Raw genomic sequence first — 25,562 nt, forward strand, 5'->3', positions numbered from 1 at the left:
TGCAGATTGTTAGGAAATATCTGACCTCCCACGCTAACACCACGGGGGACTGGTACGGGAGTCCCCGAAGTGGGATCTGTCGCACAGAAATGCAAAAGCGGCGCAGAAACGAAAAAGCGCCGGGAGGGCTAATGCCGATCAGTTAAGGCCGATAATGGGGCTACTGTAGGCGCGAGCTTGCTCGCGATGGACCATCAGGCGCTACACGTTAGAAAAAGCTCCAGATTCCTGGGTAGCTCTAGCGAACAGAGCTTTTCGATAGCGCTAATTTGCTCCGGGGTCAGCCGATAATCGTAAACACAATCATCATCCGCTGCCCAACCCATAATTGGCTTAAGGTCCGCGACAGAAACTGGAAGATCCTTTTCAAAGGATGCGAAGTCCTCGCCTTCGGGAACTCCCATAATCGTGTGCTTCATGGTTCTACCTTCCTTGTTGGATCTGCGGGTTTATTCTGAGCGCCTGTCTCGTGGTTGTACTCACCAAGGTGCTTACCGCGCTTGTTGTACACCTCGACCGCGCCATGCTGAAAATCCCATTCGTAGATTGTGCCGTCTCTGCTCTTCCAGCGTGGGCGTATAGCGCCACCACCTTGAACCGAGGTCTTTGCTTTGGCCCATTTAGCGTCTGGAAATGCTGGCAAGGAGTTAGGCTTAGGATGGTAGCGGCCACCCAGCACGCTGAGCGCAATATAAATCGGTTGGATGCCCGTGCTGGGGAACCAGATGATTGCGTCTTGGTAGTCGGGGGGATGCTTCGGGTTGACCAGTATCTTATCGGCCTGCTCGGTCGGCGGGTACACCCAGACCCCAGGTCTCAACGAGGCGCCTTCCAGTGCGGGAATGCCCAATACAGCATTTGGGTCAGCCGCCGGAGTCCATATGACCTCTATGCCATTCCCAATGTCAGCTACCAGTTGATTGCTGCGTGCCTTCGCTTCGATCACACGCACCTGCTGCCACTCCGTCTTTGTCCCGGTATAGAACCCGTACACACTCACAGAGCTATCTGGCAGGTGTTTTACGTTGACTCGTACGCGGGTGTTCCCTTGGCTCAACTGCGCGTACTGCTCGGACGTATAGAAGGCGCTGTCAGTCGAAGTATCGTTAGGCAGCAGTAACGCAGCGAAGCCAACAGCTGTGGGACCGGCCAGCGCCAAAGTACCGCCAAGACGGGCCAAGAGGGTAGAAGCACTGCCTGAGCCACCAATCCATTGCAGTAGAGTTCCGCTTGCGGATATCACTGGACCGGTGCCCATCACCGCATAGGTGCCGTACTGCTTCAGCGACTCGACAGGTACGAAGCCGCCTGGGTTGCTGTGGTTTATCACCCCATTGGGCAATGTGCAGGACTTGGCAAAGACACAGCCTTTGAGCAGTGGCGGAGGTGTCTTTCGGGGAATCGGTTCGGGGTCTTTAGGAGGCGGCGGCTCTTTGATGGCTCGTCTGCGTTTATCGTGCAAAAGCTTTTCGAGCCTTGCTTTCTCTTTCATTGCTTGGTCATAGCACACTTTGCAATGGTGACCTTTCCAGCTCCCTGCGGCCATACAGCAATCATCCCATGATAAGTAGACCGAACAACCTACAGTGGGAGGGTACTCAGGGGCTTTAGGACAATTCTCAATGTGGGTGAAGATTTACCACCCCCCCTTCGAGAATCTGCAAAAAAACTGAATGACCACATCAATACGCATATGTGCCCAGGCTCCCCCGTGGGGGCCTTATCGCGGACATGCGCGCCTCTGGATTGGCCGCCAGGGGTCACCAAGGAAGCGCCAAGCCTTGTCCCAAGGGCGTTACAAGAGTATTCACCGTGCCCACTGGTCCCGCTACGATGGCCGCATAGCTCTTTCATTGCTCATTTTTGACGGCAACCTTTAGCGTGCGTCAGCCTGGATAACCGAGCTGCAACGGCAGTCGTCCAGGCTGGCGTGTGAGTGTACGTCAGGGTTTGGGTGCGGCCGAGCTCGCCGCAGCCAGCCCGGGTTCGACCCGCGACGCCGGGCGGGCGATCACGCTGAGGATGCTCAAGGCGGCGATCACCAGCCCCGGCGAGGTCGCCAGCAAGACCCCGCTGGTGCCGGCGCCGGCCGCGAGGATCTGTCCGGCGGCGAGGGGGCCGGCCACCGATCCCAGGCGGCCGATGGCCACTGCGGCACCGACGCCGGTGGCGCGCACCAGGGTCGGGTACGAGGGTGGGGCCAGGGCGTACAGCACCAGTTGCGCGGCCATCACGAACAGCCCCGCGGCGAACCCGGCGCAGGCCATGGGCAGCAGGCCCGCCGACAGGCCGACCCCGGCCAGCGCCGCGAGCAACCCGGCGTAGACGAACAGCACCACCTTGATGCCGTTGCAGCGATCCAGCAGCAGGCCGCCGAGCAGCGAACCGAGGGCGCCGCCGAGGTTGAACAGCATCTGCACCAGCCCGGCCTGGGGTTTGCTGAAGCCTTGCTCCAGCAGCAACGACGGCAGCCAGTTGAGCAGCATGTACATCACCGTCAGGGTGAAGAAATAGCTCAGCCACAAGGCCAGGGTGGTGCGCGCCCGGCCTTCGCCGAACAGCGCCTGGCCGGTGGAGAGGCGGGTCAGGCCGGGGTTGCCTTGTTGCTGGCGAAAGGCGCTGGACTCGGGCAGCAGCAGGAGCATCAGCGGCACCACCAGCAGCGGCGCCAGGCCGCCGACGATAAAGGTCGCCTGCCAATGGTCGGTGAACAGCATGGCCACCAGCGCCGCCAGGGCGCCACCCATCGGCACCCCGGCGTACATGATGCTGATGGCGGTGCCACGGCGTTGCTCGCCCGCGGCCTCGGCGCACAGGGCGATCAGGTTGGGCAGGGCGGCGCCCAGGCCCAGGCCGGTCATGAAGCGCGCCAGCAGCAGGCCCGACAGACTGCCGACATAGGCGGTGGCGAGGGAGAACAGGCCGAACAGCAGCACGGCGCCGATGAGGATTTTCTTGCGGCCGATGCGATCGGCGATCCAGCCGCCGAAGAAGGCCCCGGGCAGCAGGCCGACGATCCCGGCGCTGAACACCCAGCCCAGCATTTTCGGGTCCAGGGCGAAGCTCTGGCGCAGGCCCGCGGCGGCGGTGCCGGCGGCTTGCAGGTCGAAGCCTTCGATCAGGGCAACGATAAAACACAGGGCGATGGTCAGCGTCGTGCGACGCGATGGAGTGTCCATGGCAAACCTCATTGTTGTTTTTGTTGGGGGCGGACGCAGCGGAACGCGCCTGTTCGCTCAAGCGCTGGCAGGCGAAATTAAGATTAACAAAGATAACTAAAAATTGAAGGGTGAGCGGATTGGCCTAAAAGATTGATTTAGTTTTATGTAAATCAATGACTTGTTGGTTTTATCTGGTGTTATCTAGAAAATAGATAAGAATATTAATGTTCGATTATCGGTCACTGTGGATTGACGCCAGCCCTTGGCTGTTTCCATTCTCTGGCCGTGGACGCCTGCCATGGCCGGGCGATCCCGTTCCGCAAAACAACAACAATAAGTGGACTCGAACATGCCGAACCTCTCACGCAACGCCCTTGCGGCGCCGCTGGCCCTACCTGTTCGCCTGTGCTGCCTGGCCCTCTCGGGGCTGGGCGTGGTGGCTGCTCCGGCGCAGGCCGCGGGCTTTATCGACGACAGCCACGGCACCCTGACCCTGCGCAATTACTACCTCGACCGCGACTACAAGGACGGCGGCGCGAAAACCGCGGCCCGGGAATGGGCCCAGGGAGCGATCCTGAACCTGGAGTCGGGCTTTACCCCGGGGACCGTCGGCTTCGGCCTGGACGCCCGCGGGCTGCTGGGGATCAAGCTCGACTCGGCGCCGGACCGCAGCGGCACCGAACTGCTGCCGGTGTCGGCCAGCGACAAGCGCGCGGCGGACGAATACTCGCGCCTGGCGATGACCGCCAAGCTGCGCCTGGCCCAGACCAGCGTGAAGACCGGCGATGTGTCGATCTTCCTGCCGTTCGCCTTTGCCAGCCCGTCGCGGCTGCTGCCGCAGACCTTTCGCGGCACCACCCTCAGCTCCAAGGACATCGACGGCCTGACCCTCAACACCGGCTATATCGACCGCATCAACAAGCGCGATTCCACCGACTACCAGGCGCTGAGCATCGCCTCGCCGAACCGGCGCTTCAACGGCGCGGCCACCTCGTCGCACATGGCTTACCTGGGGGGCGATTACCAGGTCAATCCGGACCTCAGCCTGCGCGCCTACCACGCCGAAGTGGCGGACCTCTACCAGCAGGACACCCTGGCCCTGCTGCATAACCTCAAGCTCGGGGACGGGGTGCTGAGCAGCGACCTGCGCAGTTTCTTCAGCCGCGAAGACGGCAGCGCCAAGGCCGGCAAGGTGGACAACCGCAACCTCTCGGCGCTGTTCGCCTATCGCTGGGGCGGGCATCGATTGAGCCTGGGCTACATGCACGCCAGCGGCGACACGGCGACGCCTTACCTGTCGGGCACCGAATTGATGGGCATGAGCGAACTGACCATGAGTTCCGATTTTCTCAATGCCCGGGAACGGATCTGGCAGGCCATCTACGACTACGATTTCGCCGCCGCCGGGCTGCCCGGGCTGAAGAGCCGCCTGCGCTACGTGCGCGGCGACCATATCGAACTGGCGGCGCTGAATGCCGAGGACCGCAAGGAGCGGGAGTTCCAGATGGAGCTGGGGTACGTGATCCAGAGCGGGCCGCTGAAGAACCTCGGGCTGCTGGCGCGCAAGTCGATCTACCGCAACGATTTCCCCGCCGGCGCGGCGTTCCGCGATGAAAACCAGACCCGCTTCCTGGTGCTCTACACACTGCCGATCTGGTGACGCCGCGAGCCGCAGCTCCTGACCCTGTAGCCGCTGCCGAGCCTGCGAGGCTGCGATCGGCAACGTAGTTGCCGCAAAACCTGCCTCCGCGATCTGCCTGAATAAAGGCGTTCGCCGGGTTGCGACGGCTGCGCCGTCGATCGCAGCCTGCGGCAGCGGCTACAGGGATCGCGGTGTCGGGGTAGCCGCTGCCGAGCCCGCGAGGCTGCGATCGGCAACGCAGTTGCCGCAAAACCTGCCTCCGCGATCTGCCTGAATAAAGGCGTTCGCCGGGTTGCGACGGCTGCGCCGTCGATCGCAGCCTGCGGCAGCGGCTACAGGGATCGCGGTGTCGGGGTAGCCGCTGCCGAGCCCGCGAGGCTGCGATCGGCAACGCAGTTGCCGCAAAACCTGCCTCCGTGATCTGCCTGGATAAAGGCGTTCGCCGGGTTGCGACGGCTGCGCCGCCGATCGCAGCCTGCGGCAGCGGCTACAGGGATCGCAGGCTGGCGGCTACTGCTGGTAGACCTTTTTCAGCAGCCTGAGCAGTTCTTCGCGTTCCTGGGCGTCGAGGGCGGCGATGGCGTCCTGGTCGCTCTCGGCGGCGATCAGCTTCAGTTCCTTGAGCAGGGTCTCGCCGGTCTTGCTGAGGAAGATCCCGTAGGAGCGCTTGTCCGGTTTGCAGCGCACCCGCACCGCCAGCGCCCGTTCTTCCAGCTTGTTCAGCAACGGCACCACCTGCGGTGGCTCGATGGCCAGCGCCCGGGCCAGGTCGGCCTGCATCAGCCCGGGATGCTGCTCGATGATCACCAGGGCCGAGAACTGCGCCGGCCGCAGGTCATGGCTCGACAGGCGGCTAATCAGGTTCTGGAACAGTTTCAGCTGCGCCCGGCGCATGGCGTAACCGATCAGGTCGTCCAGGGCGGAGTCCAGGGGCGCCTGGGTTTCGCTGTCGGCGACGGGGGCCTCGGCGGCGGTGGCTATCTTGTTGGAAGACTTGGCCATTGCAGGGGAAATCCTCGGGCTGGCAGTTAAGAAGGCTATCTAGTTTGCCGGGATTAAGCGGGGATAGCCATGACCGATGGCCGATGTTTTGGCCTTGAAACGCTCCGGGCGTCTGTGAAAGTTTGGTTAATTTTATTAATAGTTAATTGACATAACTAATTTGCCGGTTTAGTTTTTGCCCATCTCAAGTCAAGAACAAAGAGAGCAATCGCCATGAGCAACTACGAAGGTCGCTGGACAACCGTCAAGGTCGAGATCGAAGAGGGAATTGCCTGGGTCATCCTCAACCGTCCGGAAAAACGCAACGCCATGAGCCCGACCCTGAACCGCGAGATGGTCGAGGTGCTGGAGACGCTGGAGCAGGATCCGGCCGCCGGCGTGCTGGTGTTGACCGGCGCGGGCGAAGCCTGGACCGCGGGCATGGACCTCAAGGAATACTTTCGCGAAGTGGACGCCGGCCCGGAGATCCTCCAGGAAAAGATCCGCCGCGAGGCCTCGCAATGGCAATGGAAGCTGCTGCGCATGTACGCCAAGCCGACCATCGCCATGGTCAACGGCTGGTGCTTCGGCGGCGGCTTCAGCCCATTGGTGGCCTGCGACCTGGCGATCTGCGCCGATGAAGCGACCTTCGGCCTCTCGGAAATCAACTGGGGCATCCCGCCGGGCAACCTGGTGAGCAAGGCCATGGCCGACACCGTGGGCCATCGCCAGGCGCTGTACTACATCATGACCGGCAAGACCTTCGGCGGGCAGAAAGCCGCCGAGATGGGCCTGGTCAACGAGAGCGTGCCGCTTGCGCAACTGCGCGAAACCACTGTCGAGCTGGCGCGCAACCTGCTGGAGAAGAACCCGGTGGTGCTGCGGGCCGCCAAGCACGGCTTCAAGCGCTGCCGCGAGCTGACCTGGGAGCAGAACGAGGATTACCTGTACGCCAAGCTCGACCAGTCGCGCCTGCTGGACACCGAAGGCGGCCGCGAGCAGGGCATGAAGCAGTTCCTCGACGACAAGAGCATCAAGCCCGGCCTGCAGGCTTACAAGCGCTGATGCAAACCCGGCGGGCGGCAGCGTCCGCCTGCTGTTCGACGCAGCGCCCAGGTGCTGGCGTGAACCGCTCCAATGCATTCCCGATAAAGACAATAAAGAGGAATCACCATGCTGGACGTGCCCCTGCTGATCGGCGGCCAGTCGTGCCCCGCCCGCGACGGTCGAACCTTCGAACGGCGTAATCCGGTGACCGGCGCCGTCGTCTCGCGCGTCGCCGCCGCCACCCTGGATGACGCGGACGCCGCCGTGGCCGCGGCCCAGGCGGCATTCCCGGCCTGGGCGGCGCTGGCGCCCAATGAGCGGCGCAGCCGCCTGCTGCGCGCAGCCGGGCAATTGCAGGCCCGTAGCGCGGAGTTCATCGCCGTGGCCGGCGAGACCGGGGCCATGGCCAACTGGTACGGCTTCAACGTGCAACTGGCGGCGAATATCCTGCGCGAAGCCGCGTCCATGACCACCCAGATCAATGGCGAGGTCATCCCCTCCGACGTGCCCGGCAGCTTCGCCATGGCCCTGCGCCAGCCGTGCGGCGTGGTGCTGGGCATCGCGCCGTGGAACGCCCCGGTGATCCTCGCCACTCGCGCCATCGCCATGCCGCTGGCCTGCGGCAACACCGTGGTGCTCAAGGCGTCCGAGCTGAGCCCGGCGGTGCATCGGCTGATCGGCCAGGTGTTGCAGGAGGCCGGCCTCGGTGACGGGGTGGTCAACGTCATCAGCAACGCGCCCGAGGATGCCCCGGCCATTGTCGAGCGGTTGATCGCCAATCCGGCGGTGCGCCGGGTCAATTTCACCGGCTCGACCCGGGTCGGGCGCATTGTCGGCGAGCTTTCGGCGCGGCACCTCAAGCCGGCCCTGCTGGAGCTGGGCGGCAAGGCGCCGCTGCTGGTGCTGGAGGATGCCGACCTGGATGCCGCGGTGCAGGCCGCGGCCTTTGGCGCCTACTTCAACCAGGGGCAGATCTGCATGTCCACCGAGCGCCTGATTGTCGATGCGCGGGTGGCCGAGGACTTTGTCGCCAGGCTGGCGGCGAAGATCGCCAGCTTGCCGGCGGGCAACCCGGAGGCTGCGGACTCGGTGCTCGGTTCACTGGTGGACGCCAGTGCCGGCACGCGCATCAAGGGGCTGATCGACGATGCCCTGGGCAAGGGCGCGACCCTGGTCGCCGGTGGCCAATTGGCGGGCAGCATTCTGCAGCCGACCTTGCTCGACGACGTCACCGAGGCCATGCGCCTGTACCGCGAGGAGTCCTTCGGGCCGGTGGCGGTGGTGCTGCGCGGCGAGGGCGACGAAGCGCTGCTGCGGCTGGCCAACGACTCCGAGTTCGGCCTGTCGGCGGCGATCTTCAGCCGCGACACCGGGCGCGCCCTGGCCCTGGCGCAACGGCTCGAGTCGGGCATCTGCCATATCAATGGCCCGACCGTGCACGACGAGGCGCAGATGCCGTTTGGCGGGGTCAAGGCCAGCGGCTACGGCAGCTTTGGCGGCAAGGCGGCCATCGAGCAGTTCACCCAGTTGCGCTGGATTACCCTGCAGAACGGTCCCCGGCACTACCCGATCTGAACTCCGGCCCCCGGACCCAACAATCACAAGGCCCCAGCCCCTGGCTGCCAGGTCCCCGGTCGAACTTGCCGGCGATGAGCCTTGATGGAGGACAAACACGTGAATTCCGAATTCAGATCGCCAGCGCCGAACGCGGCCGGCGCGCCGCCTTATCGCCAGGTGGCCATCGCCCATCCCGCGGTGGAGGTCAGCGAAGAGCAGGGCATCCTGCGGATGCGTTCCCTGGAGCCCCTGGCCGAGCTGCCGGGGCGCCTGCTGGACCGCCTGGTGCATTGGGCCTGGGTGCGCCCGCAGCAGACCTTTGTCGCCGCACGCCAGGACGGCGGCGACTGGCGCCGGGTGAGTTACGCCGAGATGCTGGCCAGCGTGCGCGCCATCGCCCAGAGCCTGCTGGGGTATGGCCTGTCGGCCGAGAGGCCGCTGGTGCTGCTTTCCGGCAACGATATCGAACACCTGCAACTGGCCCTGGGGGCGATGTACGCCGGGATTCCCTATTGCCCGGTGTCGCCGGCCTATTCGCTGTTGTCCCAGGATTTCGCCAAGCTGCGGCATGTCTGCGACCTGATGCGGCCCGGGCTGGTATTCGTCAGCGATGGCTCGGCTTTCCAGCGGGCGATCGATGCCGTGCTGCCGGATGACACGCCGCTGATCGTGGTGCGTGGCGCCGTGGCGGGCCGGCCGCAGCGCGACTTTGCCAGCCTGTTGCAACACCCCGGTGACGCCGAAGCCGAAGCGGCGTTCGCCGCCACCGGCCCGGACAGCATCGCCAAGTTTCTCTTCACCTCGGGTTCGACCAAGCTGCCCAAGGCGGTGGTCACCACCCAGCGCATGCTCTGCGCCAACCAGCAGATGCTGTTGCAGACCTTCCCGGTGTTCGGCGAGGAGCCTCCGGTGCTGGTGGACTGGTTGCCGTGGAACCACACCTTCGGCGGCAGCCACAACCTCGGCATCGTGCTCTACAACGGCGGCACCTTTTACCTGGACGACGGCAAGCCGACGGCCCAGGGCTTTGCCGAGACCCTGCGCAACCTCAAGGAAATCGCCCCCACCGCCTACCTGACGGTGCCCAAGGGCTGGGAAGAGCTGGTCAACGCCCTGGAGCAGGACGGCGAGTTGCGCGAGCGTTTTTTCTCGCGCATGAAGCTGTTCTTTTTCGCCGCGGCCGGCCTGTCCCAGAGGGTCTGGGACCGCCTCGACCAGGTGGCCGAAGCCCATTGCGGCGAACGCATCCGCATGATGGCCGGGCTCGGCATGACCGAGGCGTCGCCGTCCTGCACCTTCACCACCGGGCCCTTGTCCATGGCCGGTTATATCGGCCTGCCAGCCCCGGGTTGCGAGGTGCGCCTGGTGCCGGTGGACGGCAAGCTGGAAGGGCGTTTTCGCGGGCCGCACATCATGCCGGGCTACTGGCGCGCGCCGCAGCAGACCGCCGAAGCCTTCGACGAACAGGGTTTCTACTGCTCCGGTGATGCGCTGAAACTGGTCGACGCCGCCGACCCGCAACTGGGCCTGATGTTCGACGGGCGCATCGCCGAGGACTTCAAGCTCGGCTCCGGGGTGTTCGTCAGCGTCGGCCCGTTGCGCAATCGCGCGGTGCTCGAAGGCTCGCCCTATGTGCAGGACCTGGTGGTGACCGCGCCGGACCGCGAGTGCCTGGGGGCGCTGGTGTTTCCGCGGCTGTACGAATGCCGGCGGCTGGCCGGCTTGCCCGCGAATGCCAGCGATGCCGAGGTCCTGGTCAGTGCGCCGGTGCGGCGTTGGTTCGGCGATTGGCTGCAACGCCTCAACCGCGAGGCCAGCGGCAACGCCAGCCGCCTGGAATGGATCGCGCTGCTCGACGAACCGGCCTCCATCGACCGTGGGGAGATCACCGACAAGGGCTCGATCAACCAGCGCGCGGTGCTGCAGTGGCGGGCCGCCAAGGTCGAGGCGCTGTATCGCGGCGAGGAGCCTTCGATCCTGCGCGCCGAGCCTGGCCTGTGAGGGGCGTGGCCCCCTGAGGGCCGCAATATCGCCAGTGCCGTGGCCACGGCACTGGACATCCCCCGGAAGCGCTTTGCCATCGCTGCCGAGGTCGCCATCTTGCGCAAGAGTCCTTTGGCGCATGGTCATTCGGACCACCTTCACCTATGACCCGAGCATCCAAGTGACGCCACAGCGGACCGCTGCGCTGAATGTCTGTTTTCCCTGGTTGCAATCCACGCCCCTTGCATTCAACTGAACCGGCTTCTGGCCCGCGAGTTTTTTCTATAGCCTACGGCACCGGTTCGCCCGAGCGATGGTGGCTGGCGCGAGCAGGATTTTTTTTGGATGCCAGGATTCGACATACACTGAATCTGCGTTCGTTAAGTGAAGAGGCGAGGGCGTATGGCGGTTGAGCGACGGGATTTCAGTGGCGGCATGAAGGGCAAGAACCTGCGTTACCTGGAAGAAACGCGGGTAGCGCCCGCGGCCACTACCCGGGCGGGTTTCCTGCTGCTCGAACACTTCTCGTTGCCGGCCTTCACCCAGGCCCTGGATACCATCGTCACCGCCAACCTGCTGCGTCCTGCCTTGTTCTCGCCGCGCACCTTTGGCTTGCAGGACGGTGAAGTCACCAGCGACCTCGGGCTGGTGATCCGTCCCGATGCGCGCCTGAGCGCTCAGGCGCTCAAGGAGCTGGACCTGCTGGTGATCTGCGGTGGCTACCGCACGGAGCTCAAGGCCGATCCCGAGCTGGTCAGCCTGCTGAAGGCCGCCGCCGATCTGGGCATCACCCTGGCCGGGCTGTGGAACGGGGCGTGGTTCCTCGGCGTCGCGGGGCTGCTGGAGGGCTATCGCTGCGCGATCCACCCGGAACACCGCCCCGCGCTGGCGGAGATTTCCAAGGTCACCCATGTCACCAGCGAGGCCTTTGTGGTGGACCGTGACCGGCTCACCGCCTCCAGTCCCGCCGGCGCCTTCCATATGGCCCTGGAGTGGATCAAGGGGCTGCACGGCAAGGCGCTGGTCGAGGGTATCGAGGACATTCTGTCGTTCGAGGAGTCCCGCTACCGGCGCATCAAACCGACCCTGCACATCTCGTTGAGCGCGCCCTTGCGCGAGGTGGTCAATCTGATGGACGCCAACCTCGAGGAGCCGCTGCAAATGGAGCAACTGGCGGAGTACGCCGGGCGTTCCCGGCGGCAGATCGAGCGCCTGTTCAAGGAGCAACTGGGCACCACGCCACAGCGCTATTACCTGGAGCTGCGCATCACCGAAGCGCGCCGATTGCTGCAGCACACCGAGCTGTCCCAGGTCGAGGTGCTGGTGGCTTGCGGCTTCGTGTCGCCGAGCCATTTCAGCAAGTGCTACAGCTCGTATTTCGGCTACCGGCCTTCGAAGGAAAAGCGCCTGGTGAAATGACCGCGGACGTCAGCGTCCATCAGCGTTCGAGCCACCAATATAAAAGTGTCTCATCCTCGTCATCATCCAGGTTTTTATAGATGTTGGAGTAGTACCACTGAGTCGCTGATCTATCTCGAAACCTGTTAAAGACATCGTTGATCTTCTCCATCCCGTTGCGCGCCGGAATCGCCAATGACAGGTTTCCCTCAAATACCCCGTCCAGTGTTCCACCCAACTCGCAGGCCACGGCGTTTTCCAGCCAGGCTATTTCTTCTTGAGGAATAGCGTCCGCATAGATCTGGATGCAGAAATTCCCGCCTCGTTTCAAGACGACGGCAGGTGCTTCTCTGTCTTTGATTGAAACAATATCTCCCCGTGCCAGGTTCAGCGCGACACCAGGAGAAGAGAGCAACTCGTAAATATCCTGATCGATCTTGCGAGCAGGCAGCTCTTCAAAAAAAGGGCCGTCATCATCTGTGACATAGACTTGAATCAGAACGGCTGCTTCTTTGTCGTTCATGCACTGCTCCGTAGCTGTAGCTCTTCGCTGAATAATTGGCTTGTAACCAACCCTGAAATGGCTCTTGGATTTCTGTGCCCACATCTCATCTCAAGATCATCGATTTTTTGAAATAACCCCCGTCATGTATTGATGCAGGTCGCGCAGATCCTTAATGCTCCAAGCGTGCGGCGGTATCTTTACACCGTTCTCTTGCAGGGTTCTTGGAATCAGGTCTCCATTTGGGCGAAGTATGATCGATGACACAATAACGCCCGGGTAATCATTGAGCCGTTTCTTGAAAGCGGATGTCGTAAGGTCGGGTGTTGGCGGGGTGCTTTTATTGGCCAAGGGTCCGGTTCCCTTGATCTCGGCTCCGTGGCACACGGCACATCTCTGCGAGTAGAGTTTTTTCCCGTTGGCATTGTCCGCGAAGGACAGTGGTGTTTGAGCGAGCGCTAGAATTCCTAGCGAAGCGATGAATAGTACTTTCACTTTCCATGTGGCCTTGTTGTATGAATTAGTCTGGATCGAGGGCAAACCCCGGCGGTGCCACTGCAACACTCAATGCTCTCGATAACATTTGAAGCGAAGCAAAGCCTGCCCATCTCAAACGCTCGGCAATTGTGACTCAAGAGACTCAGTGTCTTCGATTTCTTGAGGGGCGATCATATTGCTTTTTGGCGCCTGTAAATGACATGGATTCAATCGTTATCGCCTTCCGGCAAGCGCTGCATGGCCCGGTCGGCCGGGTTTAAACCTGCTTGGCCTGGCGTCCGCGCGGCTTGGGTTTTGCCGGCACGCTGTCGCCATATTCGCTCCACCAGATGGCCAGCGCCTCCATCGTCGGGCCCAGCGCGCGGGCCTTGGCGGTGATCTCGTATTCGACCCGTGGCGGCACTTCGGCGAAGACCGTGCGCGACACCAGCCCGCCCTTTTCCAGCTCGAGAAGTTGCGCGGTCAGCATGTGCTGGGTGATGCCGCTAATGGCTTTTCGCAACTCGCCGAAGCGGTAGACCCGCTGATTGAGCAACCACATGATTTCCAGCTTCCACTTGCCTGAGAGCAGGGCGAATGCCCGGCGCATACCCAGCCCTGTCCTGTCGGTTTGTTGAACGCCCACCAGCGCTCACGCCGCCACGTTCGATGCCCGGAAAGGCACGCGCGTGGCGGCGCGGGCCGCCAATGCCGCCAGCCCGGCGGCCACCACCAGCACTGCCGCGCTCAGTTCGAAGGTCGCCTGATAACCGCTCAGGTCGAAGGCCAGGCCGCCCACCGTGGCGCCCGCGGTTATCGCCAGCTGGATGATCGCCACCATCAAGCCGCCGCCGGCTTCCGCATCGTCCGGCAGCGCGCGGGTCAGCCAGGTCCACCAGGCGACCGGAGCGGCAGTCGCCACCAACCCCCAGAGGCCCAGCAGGACGCTGGTGACCGACACCGAAGCGCCAAACGCCACCAGGGCCATGGCGATCGCCGCCATCATCAGCGGGATGATGATCAGCGTGCGATACAGCGCGTTTTTCAGGAAGGCTTCGATCAGGAAGGTGCCGGCCAGGCCGGCGACGCCGATTACCAGCAGCATCAGCGACAGGGTCGACACCTGGACCTGGGTGACCGTTTCCAGGAAGGGCCGCAGGTAGGTGAACAGCATGAACTGGCCCATGAAAAACAGGCTGACCGCCAGCATGCCCAGGGCCACCGGGATTCTTTTCATCAGGCTGAAGACATTGCCGGTGCCGGCGGCAGGCTGCGCTTTCAGCGGTGGCAGGCTGACCAGCAGCCAGAGGGCGGCGAGAGCGGCCACTGGCACCACGCAGAAGAACGCCCCGCGCCAGCCGATCAGCGAGCCGAGGAAGCTGCCCAGGGGCGCGGCGATCACGGTCGCCAGGGCATTGCCGCCGTTGACGATGGCCAGGGCGCGCGGCACCTGGTTCTGCGGCACCAGGCGCAGGGTGGTGGCCGCCGACAGCGACCAGAAGCCGCCGATCGCCACGCCGATCAGCGCGCGGCCGGCCATGAAACTCAGGTAGTCCGGGGCGAACGCCACCAGGGTTCCGGAGACGATCATCAGCAGGGTCAGGGACAACAACAGCCGCTTGCGGTCGACCCGGGCCGCCACCGAGGCGATCAGCAGGCTGGTGAACAGGGCAAACAGGCCGGAGACGGCAATGCCCTGGCCGGCTTGCCCCTCGCTGACCTGCAGATCCGCGGCGATAGGCGTCAGCAGGCTGACCGGCATGAACTCGGAGGCCACCAGGGCAAAGGCGGCGAGGGCCATGGCCAGCACGGCGCCCCAGGTGTGCCGGCCCTCGGGCGATTCGGCGTGGAAGGTAGCGGTCATGGAGACAGGTTTCCTGTGTGGCTGGAAGCACCCGTGCTGACCGACAACCTTGTGGGCCGGGTCTTGCGGGTGCTTCTGTTTATAAGTGGGCGCACGGCAGGTGCGTGAATGACGACTGACAGCCTTGCCTGTCAGCCGCCCCGGCGCTGGAGGAGGTCCAGTCGAGACCGGGGGAAAACGCGGCACCGGAACCGGTACCGCGAAGCAAAAGGGTGCCCAACCTGGGCACCCGCCGGACCGCTTAAGGTGGCTCGGGATCAGGCGATTGCCGCGCTCAGCCCGCCAGGGTGGCGTTGTCGATGACGAAGCGGTACTTGACGTCGCCCTTGAGCATGCGTTCGTAGGACTCGTTGATCTGGTCCGCGCGCACCAGTTCGATGTCGGCGACGATGCCGTGCTCGGCGCAGAAGTCGAGCATCTCCTGGGTCTCGGCAATGCCGCCGATCATCGAGCCGGCGAGGGTCCGGCGCTTCATGATCAGGTTGAACACATTGGGCGAGTCATGGGGAGTCGCCGGGGCGCCCACCAGGGTCATGGTGCCGTCGCGCTTGAGCAGTACCAGGAGCGCGTCGAGATCGTGGGGCGCGGCCACGGTGTTGAGGATCAGGTCGAAGCTCTTGGCGTGGGCGGCCATTTCCTCGGCATTGCGCGACACCACCACTTCGTCGGCGCCCAGTTGCAGGGCGGCCTCGCGCTTGGCGTCGGAGGTGGTGAAGGCCACCACATGCGCGCCCAGCGCGTGGGCCAGCTTGATGCCCATATGGCCCAGGCCACCGATGCCGACCACGCCGACCTTCTTGCCGGGGCCGACGTTCCAGTGGCGCAGCGGCGAATAGGTGGTGATGCCCGCGCACAGCAGTGGCGCGACGGCGGCCAGTTGCTCCTCGGGGTGGCGGATGCGCAACACGTAGCGCTCGTGAACCACGATCTGTTGCGAGTAGCCGCCCAGGGTCCAGCCCGGGGCGTCCGGGGTCGGGAAGTTATAGGTGCCGATCATGCCGTCGCAGTAGTTCTCCAGGCCGTCCTCGCAGTCGGCGCAGTGCTTGCAGCTGTCGACGATGCAGCCGATGCCGACCAGGTCGCCCGGGCGGAAACCGTGCACATGGACGCCGACCGCCGCGACCCGGCCGACGATCTCGTGGCCGGGCACGCAGGGAAATTGCGTGCCTTGCCACTCGGCGCGTACCTGGTGCAGGTCCGAGTGGCAGATGCCGCAGAAGGCGATGTCGATCTGCACGTCATGGGCGCCGGGGGCGCGGCGGGTGATCTGCAGGGGTTGAAGAGGTTGGTCGCCCGCATGGGCGCCATAGGCGTTGACTAACATTGCACACTCCATCCAGCGTTACGTTGGATGGTCATTTTCCCGGCCAGGCCCAAGTGGCCTGTAGTGCATTACGCTGGAATTCTTGCCCGATTCTCTGGACTTTGCTTTTTTCGGTAGGACGCTCGCAAGGGCCGGGTTAACGTCTGGCGAGGAGGGTACACACCGACATGACACACCAACACGACAGCCGCGCCCAGACGCCCCAGGAAACCCTCGCGCGCCTCATTGGCGCCCGGATCAAACACTCGGGAGACTACTCGACAGCGATCCCCGGCCTGGGTTTCTTTCGCCGAGACATCCCTGCGCCGCCCTCCGTGTGCATGGTCGAGCCGAGCATCATTCTCGTCGCCCAAGGGGCAAAACAGCTGTGGGTCGGCGGCGAAGCCTACCCGTACGACACCTCGCGCTTTCTCGTTACCTCACTGGACCTGCCGGCCAATTCCGAAGTGACGGCGGCCAGCCTGGAACAACCCTGCCTGGGGCTGGGCTTCACGCTCGACCCGCGCATGCTGGCGGAACTGGCCGCCCAGGGTGGGCTGCTGCAACCTCGCGATCGAAGCACAGGCAAGGGCGTGGGCATCGGCACCGCGACCCCGGCCATGCTCACCTCGTTCGTGCGCCTGCTGCAGCTGCTGGACGAGCCCGAAGCCATCCCGGTGCTGGCCCCGTTGATCCAGCGCGAGATCCACTACCGCCTGCTGATGAGCGACCAGTCGGCGCGGCTGCGGCAGATCGCCTCCGTCGACGGCCAGGGCCATCGCATCGCCAGGGCCATCGACTGGCTGAAACTGAATTACACCGCGCAACTGCGCGTCGACGAACTCGCGTCCCGCGTGCAGATGAGCACACCCACCTTCCACCACCACTTCCGCCAACTCACCGCCATGAGCCCGTTGCAATACCAGAAATGGCTACGGCTGACCGAAGCCAAGCGCCTGATGATGAACGAACACCTGGACGTATCGAGTGCCGCCTTCAAGGTCGGCTATGAAAGCCCGTCGCAGTTCAGCCGCGAGTACAGCCGGCTGTTTGGCTTGGCGCCTAAGCGGGATATTGCGCAGTTGCGGGGGCAGGTGGGCGGGTAAGATGTTTGCTTCGGTTGTAAGCGCATTAGGTGCTGACTCTAACTAGTCCTGGTTCTAACACTACTGTGTAAGTACTCTCAGTCAAGGTAACAACAAATCTGCCCCATTTCTGCTCTTTAGAGGATAGCCAAGATTGATGTCGTAAGTTTGATCATTTGACATTCAATTTTTTCTCCAGTAGCGCGAGTACGTCAAGCGGATTATCGACATGAACAAAGTTTGCATAAGCTTCGTGGCGTCTAAATGTTCCACGAGAGATCATGTCCTCCAAACGGTCATAAAAGCTTTTCCAGTGCGTATTTTTGTCGCCAACCAAATAGATAGGTACGGGTTTTAGTTGGTCGCTTTTTATTGATTCGAGGATTTGAAATGTTTCCCACTCAGTACCAGTTCCACCCGGTGCGATAATAATTGCAGCAGAGTGAAGGATCATTGAGTATTCTCTGATTGCGACACTTGAGAAGATCAATCCATCCGTAATTATACGCCTTTGTTCGTCTGTTGAAGTTGCAGGGTCATCATATGTTTGAAAAGCCTTCTTCGGATCACCATCCCGCGATTTTCCGTAGTAGGTTGTGTAACCTATGCTGGGACCTCCAGCCTCGTGAGCTCCTCGGCTACCAGCTTCCATGAGTCCCGGGCCTGCGCCAGTCATAATCGGATAGATTGATGAGTATAGTTTTGTCCATTTGAAGGAAAGTTCTTTTATTTCTTTGTAAAGCTTGTCGTTTTCCTCTTTGATTTTCTTGTCGGTCTGGTTGTTGTTCTCTATAATGCGAGAGCTTCCGTAGATTGTAATAAAGCCATTAACATATTTTTCTGATTTAAATCGATTTGCGCAATAAATATCTTGATACATATCCTCGCTGCTGAGGTTGTTGTCCACTCCTTTATAAGGCCCAGCGTAGTAAGCGCCAGCAATTGGCGTGCATGCTATGTCACCGTGCGCAGGTTGCAGAGAAAATATAAAGCCGGTAAGCGATAAAATAACAGCGGTCGGCCTTCTTGGAAAAGTAGTGGTGACTCTCTTTTTAAATGACATAAATGAATTTCCTCGATAGTGGCTTATAAGTCAAAAATCAATATCGACGGAGATGAGGCAATGATCACTGGCTTCAGTATGCTGGAAGCTAACTGTTGGATATCTTGGTCCGGTGTATTGCTTGCAACGTTTGGACAAACCTTTTCGGATAATCTTCCTATCCCCTAAAGCTAACCTGTCATCAACAAGAATATAGTCAAGGCGGCTAACGTCAGAACCATAGTCATAAAAGTGAGTCCAGCGGTCACTTTCGGTCGAAAATGCATCAACTACACCAAACCCTTTTACAAGGCCAAGTAGTGAATCTCCGGCAGCAGTTCCTCTATCGATATCAGCGTTCAGATCACCTAAAACAATGGGAAAGCGATTTCTCTTCGCTTCAGAAAAAATCTGAAAAACCCTATCGGCCTGTGCTTTACGGCGTTCGTCAGATTCAGTTTTTCCATCCTGTGCTTTGAAATGATTACCCAAAAAACATAAGGTGTGATCTCCAATAGTTACGTCAACCTCCAAGCAGTCCCTTGAAAATAGAGCATTGTTGGCCAAGTAACCGAAGTTTGGTCTTGAACCCCAGGTAACTGAGCCGGTTGCGCCAGATTTTAACTCGTTAACATGTGTGCGAATGCTGTCAATTTTTCCTGAGAACCCCTTTCTCACCAATAAGCCAACATCTATCCCTCTGGGGTCATTTCCGTCAATTAATACTATTTGATCGAAGTAGTCGCTGAGGTAGTCATGGTTAAAGATCCTCAGTGTATGAATGTTCTCTACTTCGCAGAGTAGCAAGACATCTGGCTCGGCCTCGAGAATAACTTCTGCGGTGTTGTTTCGTTGAGTGTGAGTTGTTGCATAATCAACTAAGCTGCCATCGCGACCAGCCAAAGATACTAAGCCGACTGCCTGAATCATTTTTTCGTAATTTCGTCCCTCCCAAGGCTTGTCGAGAATTGCATAGCGATTAAAGAGGTTCTCCACATTAAACGATGCGACACGGACTCTTGTGCTCATAGTGAACTCCTTTGAGTTTTGTTTACTAATTGGAGGCAACCTAAAAGCGCTGTTGTGCTTATAGCAATACTGCCGTATAAACTCCCAGAAAACTGGGAGAATGAAGTTCTGAAGAGATAGCGCATCACTGGGCTGCTATGCGACATCCACAAAACGTATAAAACAGTAAGGTAGATGAGCGCCATGGCGACAAATCCCTCTGTGCATGACCTGTTGATTGTGTGAGGGTAGCTCTAGATATCCCAAAGGCAAGTCTGCGCAGGTAGAGAGGTCATGATGGATTCAGAAATAGGGGAAGTGCTTCTGCTCTAAATGTCCATGTGGTGTGAGGGGGAGCGTGTTCAAGCTTTCTCTGAGCGAAATTGTTCTGGTGGGGACGTTCGGCAAATGTGTTTGGGTACGAGCCTATTCTGCTCGATGGTTGGCGGAGAGTGAGTGCCTGAAGGTAGGCTACGCTCGCACTTCTTTCCGGTGCTAGCCCCGCTGATCCAGCGCGAGATCCACTACCGCCTGCTGATGAGCGACCAGTCGGCGCGGCTGCGGCAGATCGCCTCCGTCGACGGCCGGGGCCACCGCATCGCCAAGGCCATCGACTGGCTGAAACTGAATTACACCGCGCAACTGCGCGTCGACGAGCTCGCGGCCCGGGTGCAAATGAGCACACCCACCTTTCACCACCACTTCCGCCAACTCACCGTTATGAGCCCGTTGGAATACCAGAAATGGCTACGGCTGACCGAAGCCAAACGCCTGATGATGAACGAACACCTGGACGTATCGAGTGCCGCCTTCAAGGTCGGCTATGAAAGCCCGTCGCAGTTCAGTCGTGAGTACAGCCGGCTGTTTGGCTTGGCGCCGAAGCGGGATATTGCGCAGTTGCGGGCTTGTGGGGGAGGGGGTGAGCAGGAGGGGCTGGGGCTTGCGGGCATTTGATTACACCCTCGATTGAATGTCCGCGGTTCCTAATTTTCGACGTCATTAGAACTGTGGTCTATCGTTGCCATTACTTGGCTATCAATGCCAGCAGATTTTCCAATCTCAACCGCCACACAGAAATACCTAAGCTAGCTCATAAATTGTTTAAGGAAGGAATTTATGCGACTTCATAGGCTTTCAATCAAAGGTTTCAAACGTTTGCACTCTGCTGAAGTTGAGTTTGGTAATGCTACTTTTTTGATCGGAGCCAATAATGCGGGAAAAAGCTCCGTACTAAAAGCTATCGGATGGCTGCTGTCGAATAACAAAAGAATGGATATTGACTGTTTCTGTTCTGAACTTGACGAAGAGACTGGCGAAACAAAAATTACGTGTGACACGGTTGTTTTAGAGGCTGAATTTAGGAACGTTCCTGAGGTGGCGTCTAGTTGGCGGGGCTTTAAAGGGCGAATTTTTGCCTACGATCCTAAAGAAACAGGGGAAACCGGGAAAAGCATTTTCTACCGTAAAACATACAAAGTGCTCGAAGATGTAAAAATTGAGTTAAAAACCTTCAAGCGGCTGTTGAGGCCAGAGTTTGCAGATGCTCAAAAACCAGTTGATCTTCTGACTGCTGGTGCTGATCAAAAAATAATTTCGGAATTATTTCCTTCTTTGGATAAAAAGATTGCAGCTGGAGAAAAGGACAAGCTGGAATTAATAGATGAACTGTGGGCAACCACCGACGAGGAAGAGTGGGCTCTCAACCCAGGCGGTATCGGCAGCGTTGTTCTAGCCAAGCTTCCCTCTGTGCTCATCATTCCAGCCGACGCCGGTTCACATGAAATTGATCAGAAAAATGGTGTGCTTCATAAAATATTGAATGAGCTATTCAAAGATGTTCGCGAGTCTTCCGCCAACTACAAAGACGCTCAACAATGTTTAAGTTTGCTCGCAAAAGAGCTTGACCCAGGCGACGCCAATTCTGAATTCGGCAAAATGATGACTGAATTGAACACGGTTCTTGGTGGTGTATTCCCAGAGTCCCGAATTTATGCTTCTGCTGATCTATCCAGTCCAGATGCATTGGTGCCAACTTTTGCTATAGAGATGTCAAGCAACATTAGAACTAGCGTGGCGAATCAGGGCACTGGCATGGTAAGAGCTGCCGTATTCGGACTACTGCGCTTTAGACAGCAGTGGCTAAAGAGGCGTGCGGGAAATGATGACAGAGGTCTTATTATAGGCTTCGAAGAGCCTGAGATTTATCTACACCCAAGCGCCGCCAATCAGATGCGTGATCTCATTTACGAGTTGTCCGATCAGAGCTCTCAGATAGTGGCCACCACTCACTCGCCGTATCTTATAGATCTGTCTCGCAAGCCTAAACAGGTACTCAACCGTTTCCAGTACGAAAGAGACCATACTACGGTTCTACCTTTTTCAGTGTCTGAGGAGTTTATGAAGCTCCAGGGTAACGATAAAGACCAAGTGAAAATGCTAATCAAGCTTGATGATCATGTATCGCGGATATTTTTCACTAGAAAGGTATTGGTCGTAGAGGGTGACACTGAAGAAGTTGTGATTAAAGAAGCCATTCGAAGAATGCCTCCAGAAATGAAAGCTCTCGTGCTCTCAGGCAGCGAGATCGTAAAAGCTAGAGGAAAGGCTTCCATTATTGGTCTCGTAAAATATCTGACCGCGCTGAACGTGGATTTTTTTGTTGTTCATGACAGAGACAAGGGAGTCGAAGGAGCAGAAAAGTTTAATGAACCAATCAAAGCAGCGGTTGGTAATGAGAAAAAAATTATAGTTCTTGAGGAGTGCGTTGAAGATTTTCTCGGCTACCCTGCGCCATCTTCAGAAAAGCCGTTTAAAGCGTACAAGCAAACGCAAGAATGGGGAGAGAGCTGGGAGAGAGTCCCCAAACAGCTCAAAGAGCTGTTGCAAGAAGTGTATAGACCTTTGATCTAGTGCCAATGAATCGTCAATTGCTTCCTAGAGGTACCTGACGGCTTGAATCCACAGCCGTTTGCAGCTATTCGGGAAGGCTGCAATCGGCCAAAAGCAGTTATCGATAGTGGTTGAAAGCTGCATCCAGAGAGAACAACCTTAAGTGGCTATTCAGGGTAATGTTGAGATGTCAATATGGTATCAATTCAATCACTAATGACACGGCCGCACTCATGAGCACTATTGTCTTAAAATCTTGGCGACACCTTCGAGACCTACCCGTCTTGCGTTACGTGGTGTTGTTGTTTATCCCTTTGTTCGTACGCCCTCTGCACTTTTCAAAAGCACCTGACCGCCCCATGTACACAAGGTTGAAGGGGCTGATGACTCTACCGATATTTGTTGCGACGCTTTGGCAGTCCACGACTCTTTCGATGTACCAGTGGCTTGGCAAAAGAGAAAGCGAACGACTGGCTGTTGGGGTAAATCAGGGTGACATCTGGGATCATTTGCACAGTACACAGAGTTGGATTGGATTGGCGGCGTTAGCTACCGCTATGTTCAGTATGTATGCGATCGCAATGTTGCGTTGGGGCTACCACGCAGGTGCCGTCTCCCTATGCCGGAAGCTAGGTTTGAGCTGCACGCCAATCTCATTCTTGTACTTCGTCGTCACAACGTCGGCCTGGGGTTTATGGATGGGCTTACTCGTGAAGGGGATCGATTACAGTTTATGGCTTTCAAATGGCGACCTTTCCGGATTCTTCAACGAACTATCGGCGAAATATCCATACCGAGCCCTCGGCTTCTTTCTTGTCGTTGGGTTAGCAACATATCGAGCGTCCATCAATAGTGGTCATGGTATGACCGCGATTTATGCCAACTCTAAACTGCTTGCGTTGGGTGTCGGTTTCCTGCCAATCATTCTGTTATTAGCATTCGCGTATGCGCTCGAGACGTTCGCATCCGCTTAATAACTAGCTCATGAAAACACTGTTGATCGCAATCGCCCTGGCACTACTGGCGGTGTTCTATGTCGGCTATTACCAGGCGCTTGAAGATGGCGATATCGAGACGATCGTCTTCATAAAGCAGCACCCGACGGTTCAGACGAAGTTCTACAACCTGCACGCCAACGATGGTGAGATCAGGAAAGTCGAGCGCCTCACCGAGCAGGAGCGGCGCTGGATCATCGACTGCTGCCGCTATCGGCTGGGCATCGACACCGCGTTGACCCGCCAGGACGATGTGGAAATCTGTGGGAAAAAATAGCTATTGATTAGGGGCCGGAATGTTTCGCGTCGTGCGCTCCTGAACGCGGCACGGGACCACGGATGCCAGCTCTGCCGCCCAACGGCCACCTCTTAAACCCCACCATATCGATACACCGTCGCACTCCAATAGCGGCTGCCGCCATCAGGTGTCTGGCGAGTCCATCCCTCTGCTTCCAATTGTCTGGCGATCAGTCGATTCATGAAGCCATGGCCGAGCAGCAGAACCGGTCCGTCGCTGGCGAGGGCCTGAAGGCGTTGCGCGGCGGTGTTGGCGCGGGTCTTTGCAGTGGCGACGGATTCGACGCTGGGTGAGTAACCGCACAACCACAGGACCCGAAGGATAAATGCCCAGGTAAACGGCGACAGCCGTGGCCGTTTCCAGCGTCCGTAGGGCAGTTGCGCTTCAGCGAAAAGCGCGTCGACCAGGGCGGGTTTCAGGCCAAGCGCCTGGACAGAGGTCAGGGCCCGCGGCGCGTTGCTTGAGACAATCACCCTGGCGGTTGCGGCGAGTTGCAGGCTGGCCTCCGGGACGGGTTGTTGGGTGATTTCGCTGCGGTTGTATTGTTCGATCCAGTCCTGCATATCGAGCGCGGACAGTTTGTCGGTGGCGGCCAGTTTTGGCTGGCCGTGGCGCATCAGGATGATTTCCCTGTTCACAGTCTTTTACGTCCTTGAGGCGATTGTGGAGAGGGTACGCGAAGTGCGGTTTCGGGCGCTCGGGACATCGCTCTGATGCCAGCACGAAACCGCAGCAATGCGAGGCGAGACCAGCGGCTTCACGGGCTCGACGGTCACGCCATCTGCAACAAGTCAGTCTTCGGCCATGACGCGGGTGTGTCTTGCGCGCTGGGTTTTAAACCAGTTGCGGTCGCGGTACCACGCCACGGTGTCGGCGATCGTCAGTTCCAGTGCCCGGAAGGTCAGGCCCAGTTCTTCTTCGCTCTTGCGGTGGTTGAAGCGGGTGCGGTCCTTCTCCCGTACCAGCAGGCGCAGGGTGGCCATGCTCAGCAGGATGGGCCTGCCGGTCAGGCGCGCGTAGAGCTCCTGCACGGCCGCCAGGGTGTAGAGGAGGGGGAGCGGCACGTGGCGCGTAGGTGTCTTGACCCCGGCGATACGCCCGAGCACAGGCACCAGTTCGGCCATGGTCATATGCCGGCCCGCCGCCAGATAGCGTTCACCGCTGCGCCCGTGCCTGGCCGCGGCAATCTGCGCCAGGGCCACATCGCGGGCATCGACGACGGAGAAACTACCGGGGATCAGCCCGGGCAACTTGCCGCGCAGGACATCGTTGACCAACTGCCCCGAGGAGGTCGGGCCGAGGTCGCCGGGGCCCCACATCCAGCCCGGCAGGACCATGCAGGCCTGCATCTCGGGATGGGGCTCGAGGAACGCCAGGATGGCTCGGTCGGCGAGGATCTTGCTGCGGTAGTAGTCATCGGCGTTGGCGTCGGCGCGCAGGCAGGTTTCATCGATGGAGGTTCCCGGCGCGCCGTCGAGCACGGCAATCGAGGAGGTATGGATGAAGCGGCGGATACCGGCGTGGTAGGCCTGGGCGATCAGCTCCTGGGTACCGATGACATTGATCTTTTCGAGTTCCTGCCAGTGGCTGCCGCCCTGGTAGTTGTCGCGAAAGAACGCTGCGGTGTGAAACAGCGTATCGCAGCCTTGCAGGGCCGCGGCGAAGGCCTCGACATCGCCCATGTCGCCCACGACCAGCTCCACGCCGGGCAGGTTCTTGAACTGCTGTTCACCCTTGGCCCTCGAGCGCACCAGGGCCTTGACCGCGCAGCCTCGCGCGACCAATTCCCGCACCAGGTTGTTGCCCAGCAGACCGGTGGCGCCAGTCACGAATGCATGACGCATGGCTCAACCCTCGCTCGGTTCGGCTGATGGCAGTAACACCGTACTGTCGAAGAACACCTCTTCATGGATGGCCAAGCCGTCCTTGAAGGTGAAGTGCGCGGCGTAGTACACGGCAATAAAGCGCCCATGGGGTGGAATCACCCGGCCCGGCAGCACCAGGGGCGCGGCGAAGGTGCCGCTGAGCATGGCCGTCAGCGCCAGGCGATCGACGCCGACGGCGAACGGGCTGAGGATCACGTGGGCATCGGGGAAGGCTTCGAACAACGCGATTTCTCGTTGGCGCATGGCTTCGCGACCCACTTGTATCCCCGCGCCATCGAGGTAGGTGAAGTCTTCGCTCACCAGCGCCAGCATCGCCTCCACATCACGGCGATTGAAGGCATTGGCGGCGTGTTGCGCATAGTCGTTGGGGCCAATCGGCATACAGTCCATTCCATTCGTTTCCAGGGCCTGTAGATATACCGTCGAGACCCCCTCTCGAAAAAC

Annotated in this window: 23 protein-coding genes and 1 pseudogene; 10 read left to right on the forward strand and 14 right to left on the reverse strand. The window is 59.7% G+C overall.

What is annotated here, in order from left to right; translation table 11 throughout:
• Nucleotides 1-194: 194 nt before the first annotated feature.
• The 3 genes from NRG23_RS00210 to mhpT all read right to left on the reverse strand — a co-directional run bounded on the left by NRG23_RS00210 (nt 195) and on the right by mhpT (nt 3,179).
• Nucleotides 195-419: a hypothetical protein gene (locus tag NRG23_RS00210; protein WP_016704029.1), complete on the reverse strand. Its 225-nt coding sequence runs from the start codon at nt 417-419 to the stop codon at nt 195-197.
• Entirely contained in the window at nt 416-1,492 is a 1,077-nt protein-coding gene (locus NRG23_RS00215; RefSeq protein WP_257373458.1) for a colicin E3/pyocin S6 family cytotoxin, read from the reverse strand. The genes NRG23_RS00210 and NRG23_RS00215 overlap by 4 nt, the downstream gene beginning before the upstream one ends.
• 451 nt (nt 1,493-1,943) lie before the next feature.
• A complete protein-coding gene (gene mhpT, locus NRG23_RS00220) occupies nt 1,944-3,179 on the reverse strand; it encodes a 3-(3-hydroxy-phenyl)propionate transporter MhpT (RefSeq protein ID WP_257373459.1) in 1,236 nt (411 codons plus the stop codon).
• Between the two features lie 331 nt (nt 3,180-3,510).
• On the opposite strand from mhpT, the gene NRG23_RS00225 reads away from it, so the two are divergent.
• Nucleotides 3,511-4,821 (forward strand): OprD family porin, encoded by a 1,311-nt coding sequence (locus NRG23_RS00225; RefSeq protein WP_257373460.1) that lies wholly within the window; start codon nt 3,511-3,513, stop codon nt 4,819-4,821.
• A gap of 492 nt (nt 4,822-5,313) precedes the next feature.
• On the opposite strand, the gene NRG23_RS00230 is transcribed toward NRG23_RS00225, so the two are convergent.
• Nucleotides 5,314-5,805: a MarR family winged helix-turn-helix transcriptional regulator gene (locus NRG23_RS00230; protein WP_257373461.1), complete on the reverse strand. Its 492-nt coding sequence runs from the start codon at nt 5,803-5,805 to the stop codon at nt 5,314-5,316.
• 213 nt (nt 5,806-6,018) lie between these two features.
• Between NRG23_RS00230 and NRG23_RS00235 the strand changes: the two genes are divergently transcribed.
• The 4 genes from NRG23_RS00235 to NRG23_RS00250 all read left to right on the forward strand — a co-directional run bounded on the left by NRG23_RS00235 (nt 6,019) and on the right by NRG23_RS00250 (nt 11,790).
• Nucleotides 6,019-6,849 carry a p-hydroxycinnamoyl CoA hydratase/lyase gene (locus NRG23_RS00235; protein WP_016704034.1) on the forward strand — a complete coding sequence of 277 codons (831 nt, stop codon included), beginning with the start codon at nt 6,019-6,021 and terminating at the stop codon, nt 6,847-6,849.
• Nucleotides 6,850-6,957: 108 nt separating this feature from the next.
• Nucleotides 6,958-8,406, forward strand: coding sequence for an aldehyde dehydrogenase (locus NRG23_RS00240; RefSeq protein ID WP_257373462.1), 1,449 nt, complete (start codon nt 6,958-6,960; stop codon nt 8,404-8,406).
• A gap of 99 nt (nt 8,407-8,505) precedes the next feature.
• Nucleotides 8,506-10,389 (forward strand): feruloyl-CoA synthase, encoded by a 1,884-nt coding sequence (locus NRG23_RS00245; protein ID WP_257373463.1) that lies wholly within the window; start codon nt 8,506-8,508, stop codon nt 10,387-10,389.
• A 384-nt stretch (nt 10,390-10,773) separates the two neighbouring features.
• On the forward strand, nt 10,774-11,790 hold the full coding sequence (locus NRG23_RS00250) for a GlxA family transcriptional regulator (protein WP_257373464.1): 1,017 nt from the start codon (nt 10,774-10,776) through the stop codon (nt 11,788-11,790).
• 19 nt (nt 11,791-11,809) lie between these two features.
• On the opposite strand, the gene NRG23_RS00255 is transcribed toward NRG23_RS00250, so the two are convergent.
• The 5 genes from NRG23_RS00255 to NRG23_RS00275 form a co-directional block, all read right to left on the reverse strand.
• Nucleotides 11,810-12,292, reverse strand: a complete 483-nt coding sequence (locus NRG23_RS00255) for a DUF4265 domain-containing protein (protein ID WP_257373465.1) — start codon at nt 12,290-12,292, stop codon at nt 11,810-11,812.
• A gap of 96 nt (nt 12,293-12,388) precedes the next feature.
• Nucleotides 12,389-12,766 carry a cytochrome c gene (locus NRG23_RS00260; RefSeq protein ID WP_080684179.1) on the reverse strand — a complete coding sequence of 126 codons (378 nt, stop codon included), beginning with the start codon at nt 12,764-12,766 and terminating at the stop codon, nt 12,389-12,391.
• 259 nt (nt 12,767-13,025) lie between these two features.
• A complete protein-coding gene (locus NRG23_RS00265) occupies nt 13,026-13,358 on the reverse strand; it encodes a helix-turn-helix domain-containing protein (RefSeq protein WP_257373466.1) in 333 nt (110 codons plus the stop codon).
• Nucleotides 13,359-13,400: 42 nt separating this feature from the next.
• Entirely contained in the window at nt 13,401-14,612 is a 1,212-nt protein-coding gene (locus NRG23_RS00270) for an MFS transporter (protein ID WP_257373467.1), read from the reverse strand.
• Nucleotides 14,613-14,886: 274 nt separating this feature from the next.
• Nucleotides 14,887-15,936, reverse strand: a complete 1,050-nt coding sequence (locus NRG23_RS00275) for an NAD(P)-dependent alcohol dehydrogenase (RefSeq protein WP_257373468.1) — start codon at nt 15,934-15,936, stop codon at nt 14,887-14,889.
• 167 nt (nt 15,937-16,103) lie between these two features.
• On the opposite strand from NRG23_RS00275, the gene NRG23_RS00280 reads away from it, so the two are divergent.
• Nucleotides 16,104-17,021: an AraC family transcriptional regulator gene (locus NRG23_RS00280; RefSeq protein WP_257373469.1), complete on the forward strand. Its 918-nt coding sequence runs from the start codon at nt 16,104-16,106 to the stop codon at nt 17,019-17,021.
• Nucleotides 17,022-17,172: 151 nt separating this feature from the next.
• On the opposite strand, the gene NRG23_RS00285 is transcribed toward NRG23_RS00280, so the two are convergent.
• Together NRG23_RS00285 and NRG23_RS00290 are read right to left on the reverse strand one after the other, a co-directional pair.
• Nucleotides 17,173-18,063 carry an LOG family protein gene (locus NRG23_RS00285; RefSeq protein WP_257373470.1) on the reverse strand — a complete coding sequence of 297 codons (891 nt, stop codon included), beginning with the start codon at nt 18,061-18,063 and terminating at the stop codon, nt 17,173-17,175.
• 30 nt (nt 18,064-18,093) lie between these two features.
• Nucleotides 18,094-19,071, reverse strand: a complete 978-nt coding sequence (locus NRG23_RS00290) for an endonuclease/exonuclease/phosphatase family protein (RefSeq protein WP_257373471.1) — start codon at nt 19,069-19,071, stop codon at nt 18,094-18,096.
• A 468-nt stretch (nt 19,072-19,539) separates the two neighbouring features.
• Between NRG23_RS00290 and NRG23_RS00295 the strand changes: the two are divergent.
• The 4 genes and pseudogenes from NRG23_RS00295 to NRG23_RS00310 all read left to right on the forward strand — a co-directional run.
• Nucleotides 19,540-20,004, forward strand: a pseudogene (locus NRG23_RS00295) (helix-turn-helix domain-containing protein); the annotation flags it as partial.
• 162 nt (nt 20,005-20,166) lie between these two features.
• Nucleotides 20,167-21,960, forward strand: coding sequence for an ATP-dependent endonuclease (locus tag NRG23_RS00300; RefSeq protein WP_257373472.1), 1,794 nt, complete (start codon nt 20,167-20,169; stop codon nt 21,958-21,960).
• Between the two features lie 212 nt (nt 21,961-22,172).
• The gene (locus NRG23_RS00305) at nt 22,173-22,913 is read left to right on the forward strand and encodes a hypothetical protein (protein ID WP_257373473.1); all 741 of its coding nucleotides are present in this window, start codon (nt 22,173-22,175) and stop codon (nt 22,911-22,913) included.
• 10 nt (nt 22,914-22,923) lie between these two features.
• The gene (locus NRG23_RS00310) at nt 22,924-23,211 is read left to right on the forward strand and encodes a hypothetical protein (RefSeq protein ID WP_257373474.1); all 288 of its coding nucleotides are present in this window, start codon (nt 22,924-22,926) and stop codon (nt 23,209-23,211) included.
• 92 nt (nt 23,212-23,303) lie between these two features.
• On the opposite strand, the gene NRG23_RS00315 is transcribed toward NRG23_RS00310, so the two are convergent.
• The 3 genes from NRG23_RS00315 to NRG23_RS00325 form a co-directional block, all read right to left on the reverse strand.
• Nucleotides 23,304-23,849: a histidine phosphatase family protein gene (locus NRG23_RS00315; protein ID WP_257375114.1), complete on the reverse strand. Its 546-nt coding sequence runs from the start codon at nt 23,847-23,849 to the stop codon at nt 23,304-23,306.
• Between the two features lie 174 nt (nt 23,850-24,023).
• Nucleotides 24,024-25,076, reverse strand: a complete 1,053-nt coding sequence (locus NRG23_RS00320) for an SDR family oxidoreductase (protein WP_257373475.1) — start codon at nt 25,074-25,076, stop codon at nt 24,024-24,026.
• 3 nt (nt 25,077-25,079) lie between these two features.
• Nucleotides 25,080-25,499 carry an ester cyclase gene (locus NRG23_RS00325; protein ID WP_016704050.1) on the reverse strand — a complete coding sequence of 140 codons (420 nt, stop codon included), beginning with the start codon at nt 25,497-25,499 and terminating at the stop codon, nt 25,080-25,082.
• Between the last annotated feature and the right edge of the window lie 63 nt (nt 25,500-25,562).

This window comes from Pseudomonas sp. T8 (genome assembly GCF_024610635.1).
GTDB classification, from domain to species: domain Bacteria; phylum Pseudomonadota; class Gammaproteobacteria; order Pseudomonadales; family Pseudomonadaceae; genus Aquipseudomonas; species Aquipseudomonas chlororaphis_I.

Bases quoted from the DNA above. Each gene is read 5' to 3' on its own strand.
- NRG23_RS00310 (WP_257373474.1), top strand. From the start codon at position 22,924: ATGAAAACACTGTTGATCGCAATCGCCCTGGCACTACTGGCGGTGTTC.
- NRG23_RS00240 (WP_257373462.1), top strand. From the start codon at position 6,958: ATGCTGGACGTGCCCCTGCTGATCGGCGGCCAGTCGTGCCCCGCCCGC.
- NRG23_RS00315 (WP_257375114.1), bottom strand. From the start codon at position 23,849: ATGCGCCACGGCCAGCCAAAACTGGCCGCCACCGACAAACTGTCCGCG.
- NRG23_RS00265 (WP_257373466.1), bottom strand. From the start codon at position 13,358: ATGCGCCGGGCATTCGCCCTGCTCTCAGGCAAGTGGAAGCTGGAAATC.
- NRG23_RS00285 (WP_257373470.1), bottom strand. From the start codon at position 18,063: ATGTCATTTAAAAAGAGAGTCACCACTACTTTTCCAAGAAGGCCGACC.
- NRG23_RS00275 (WP_257373468.1), bottom strand. From the start codon at position 15,936: ATGTTAGTCAACGCCTATGGCGCCCATGCGGGCGACCAACCTCTTCAA.
- NRG23_RS00230 (WP_257373461.1), bottom strand. From the start codon at position 5,805: ATGGCCAAGTCTTCCAACAAGATAGCCACCGCCGCCGAGGCCCCCGTC.
- mhpT (WP_257373459.1), bottom strand. From the start codon at position 3,179: ATGGACACTCCATCGCGTCGCACGACGCTGACCATCGCCCTGTGTTTT.
- NRG23_RS00305 (WP_257373473.1), top strand. From the start codon at position 22,173: ATGAGCACTATTGTCTTAAAATCTTGGCGACACCTTCGAGACCTACCC.
- NRG23_RS00225 (WP_257373460.1), top strand. From the start codon at position 3,511: ATGCCGAACCTCTCACGCAACGCCCTTGCGGCGCCGCTGGCCCTACCT.
- NRG23_RS00255 (WP_257373465.1), bottom strand. From the start codon at position 12,292: ATGAACGACAAAGAAGCAGCCGTTCTGATTCAAGTCTATGTCACAGAT.
- NRG23_RS00270 (WP_257373467.1), bottom strand. From the start codon at position 14,612: ATGACCGCTACCTTCCACGCCGAATCGCCCGAGGGCCGGCACACCTGG.
- NRG23_RS00280 (WP_257373469.1), top strand. From the start codon at position 16,104: ATGACACACCAACACGACAGCCGCGCCCAGACGCCCCAGGAAACCCTC.
- NRG23_RS00210 (WP_016704029.1), bottom strand. From the start codon at position 419: ATGAAGCACACGATTATGGGAGTTCCCGAAGGCGAGGACTTCGCATCC.
- NRG23_RS00325 (WP_016704050.1), bottom strand. From the start codon at position 25,499: ATGCCGATTGGCCCCAACGACTATGCGCAACACGCCGCCAATGCCTTC.
- NRG23_RS00235 (WP_016704034.1), top strand. From the start codon at position 6,019: ATGAGCAACTACGAAGGTCGCTGGACAACCGTCAAGGTCGAGATCGAA.
- NRG23_RS00215 (WP_257373458.1), bottom strand. From the start codon at position 1,492: ATGAAAGAGAAAGCAAGGCTCGAAAAGCTTTTGCACGATAAACGCAGA.
- NRG23_RS00300 (WP_257373472.1), top strand. From the start codon at position 20,167: ATGCGACTTCATAGGCTTTCAATCAAAGGTTTCAAACGTTTGCACTCT.
- NRG23_RS00250 (WP_257373464.1), top strand. From the start codon at position 10,774: ATGGCGGTTGAGCGACGGGATTTCAGTGGCGGCATGAAGGGCAAGAAC.
- NRG23_RS00320 (WP_257373475.1), bottom strand. From the start codon at position 25,076: ATGCGTCATGCATTCGTGACTGGCGCCACCGGTCTGCTGGGCAACAAC.
- NRG23_RS00290 (WP_257373471.1), bottom strand. From the start codon at position 19,071: ATGAGCACAAGAGTCCGTGTCGCATCGTTTAATGTGGAGAACCTCTTT.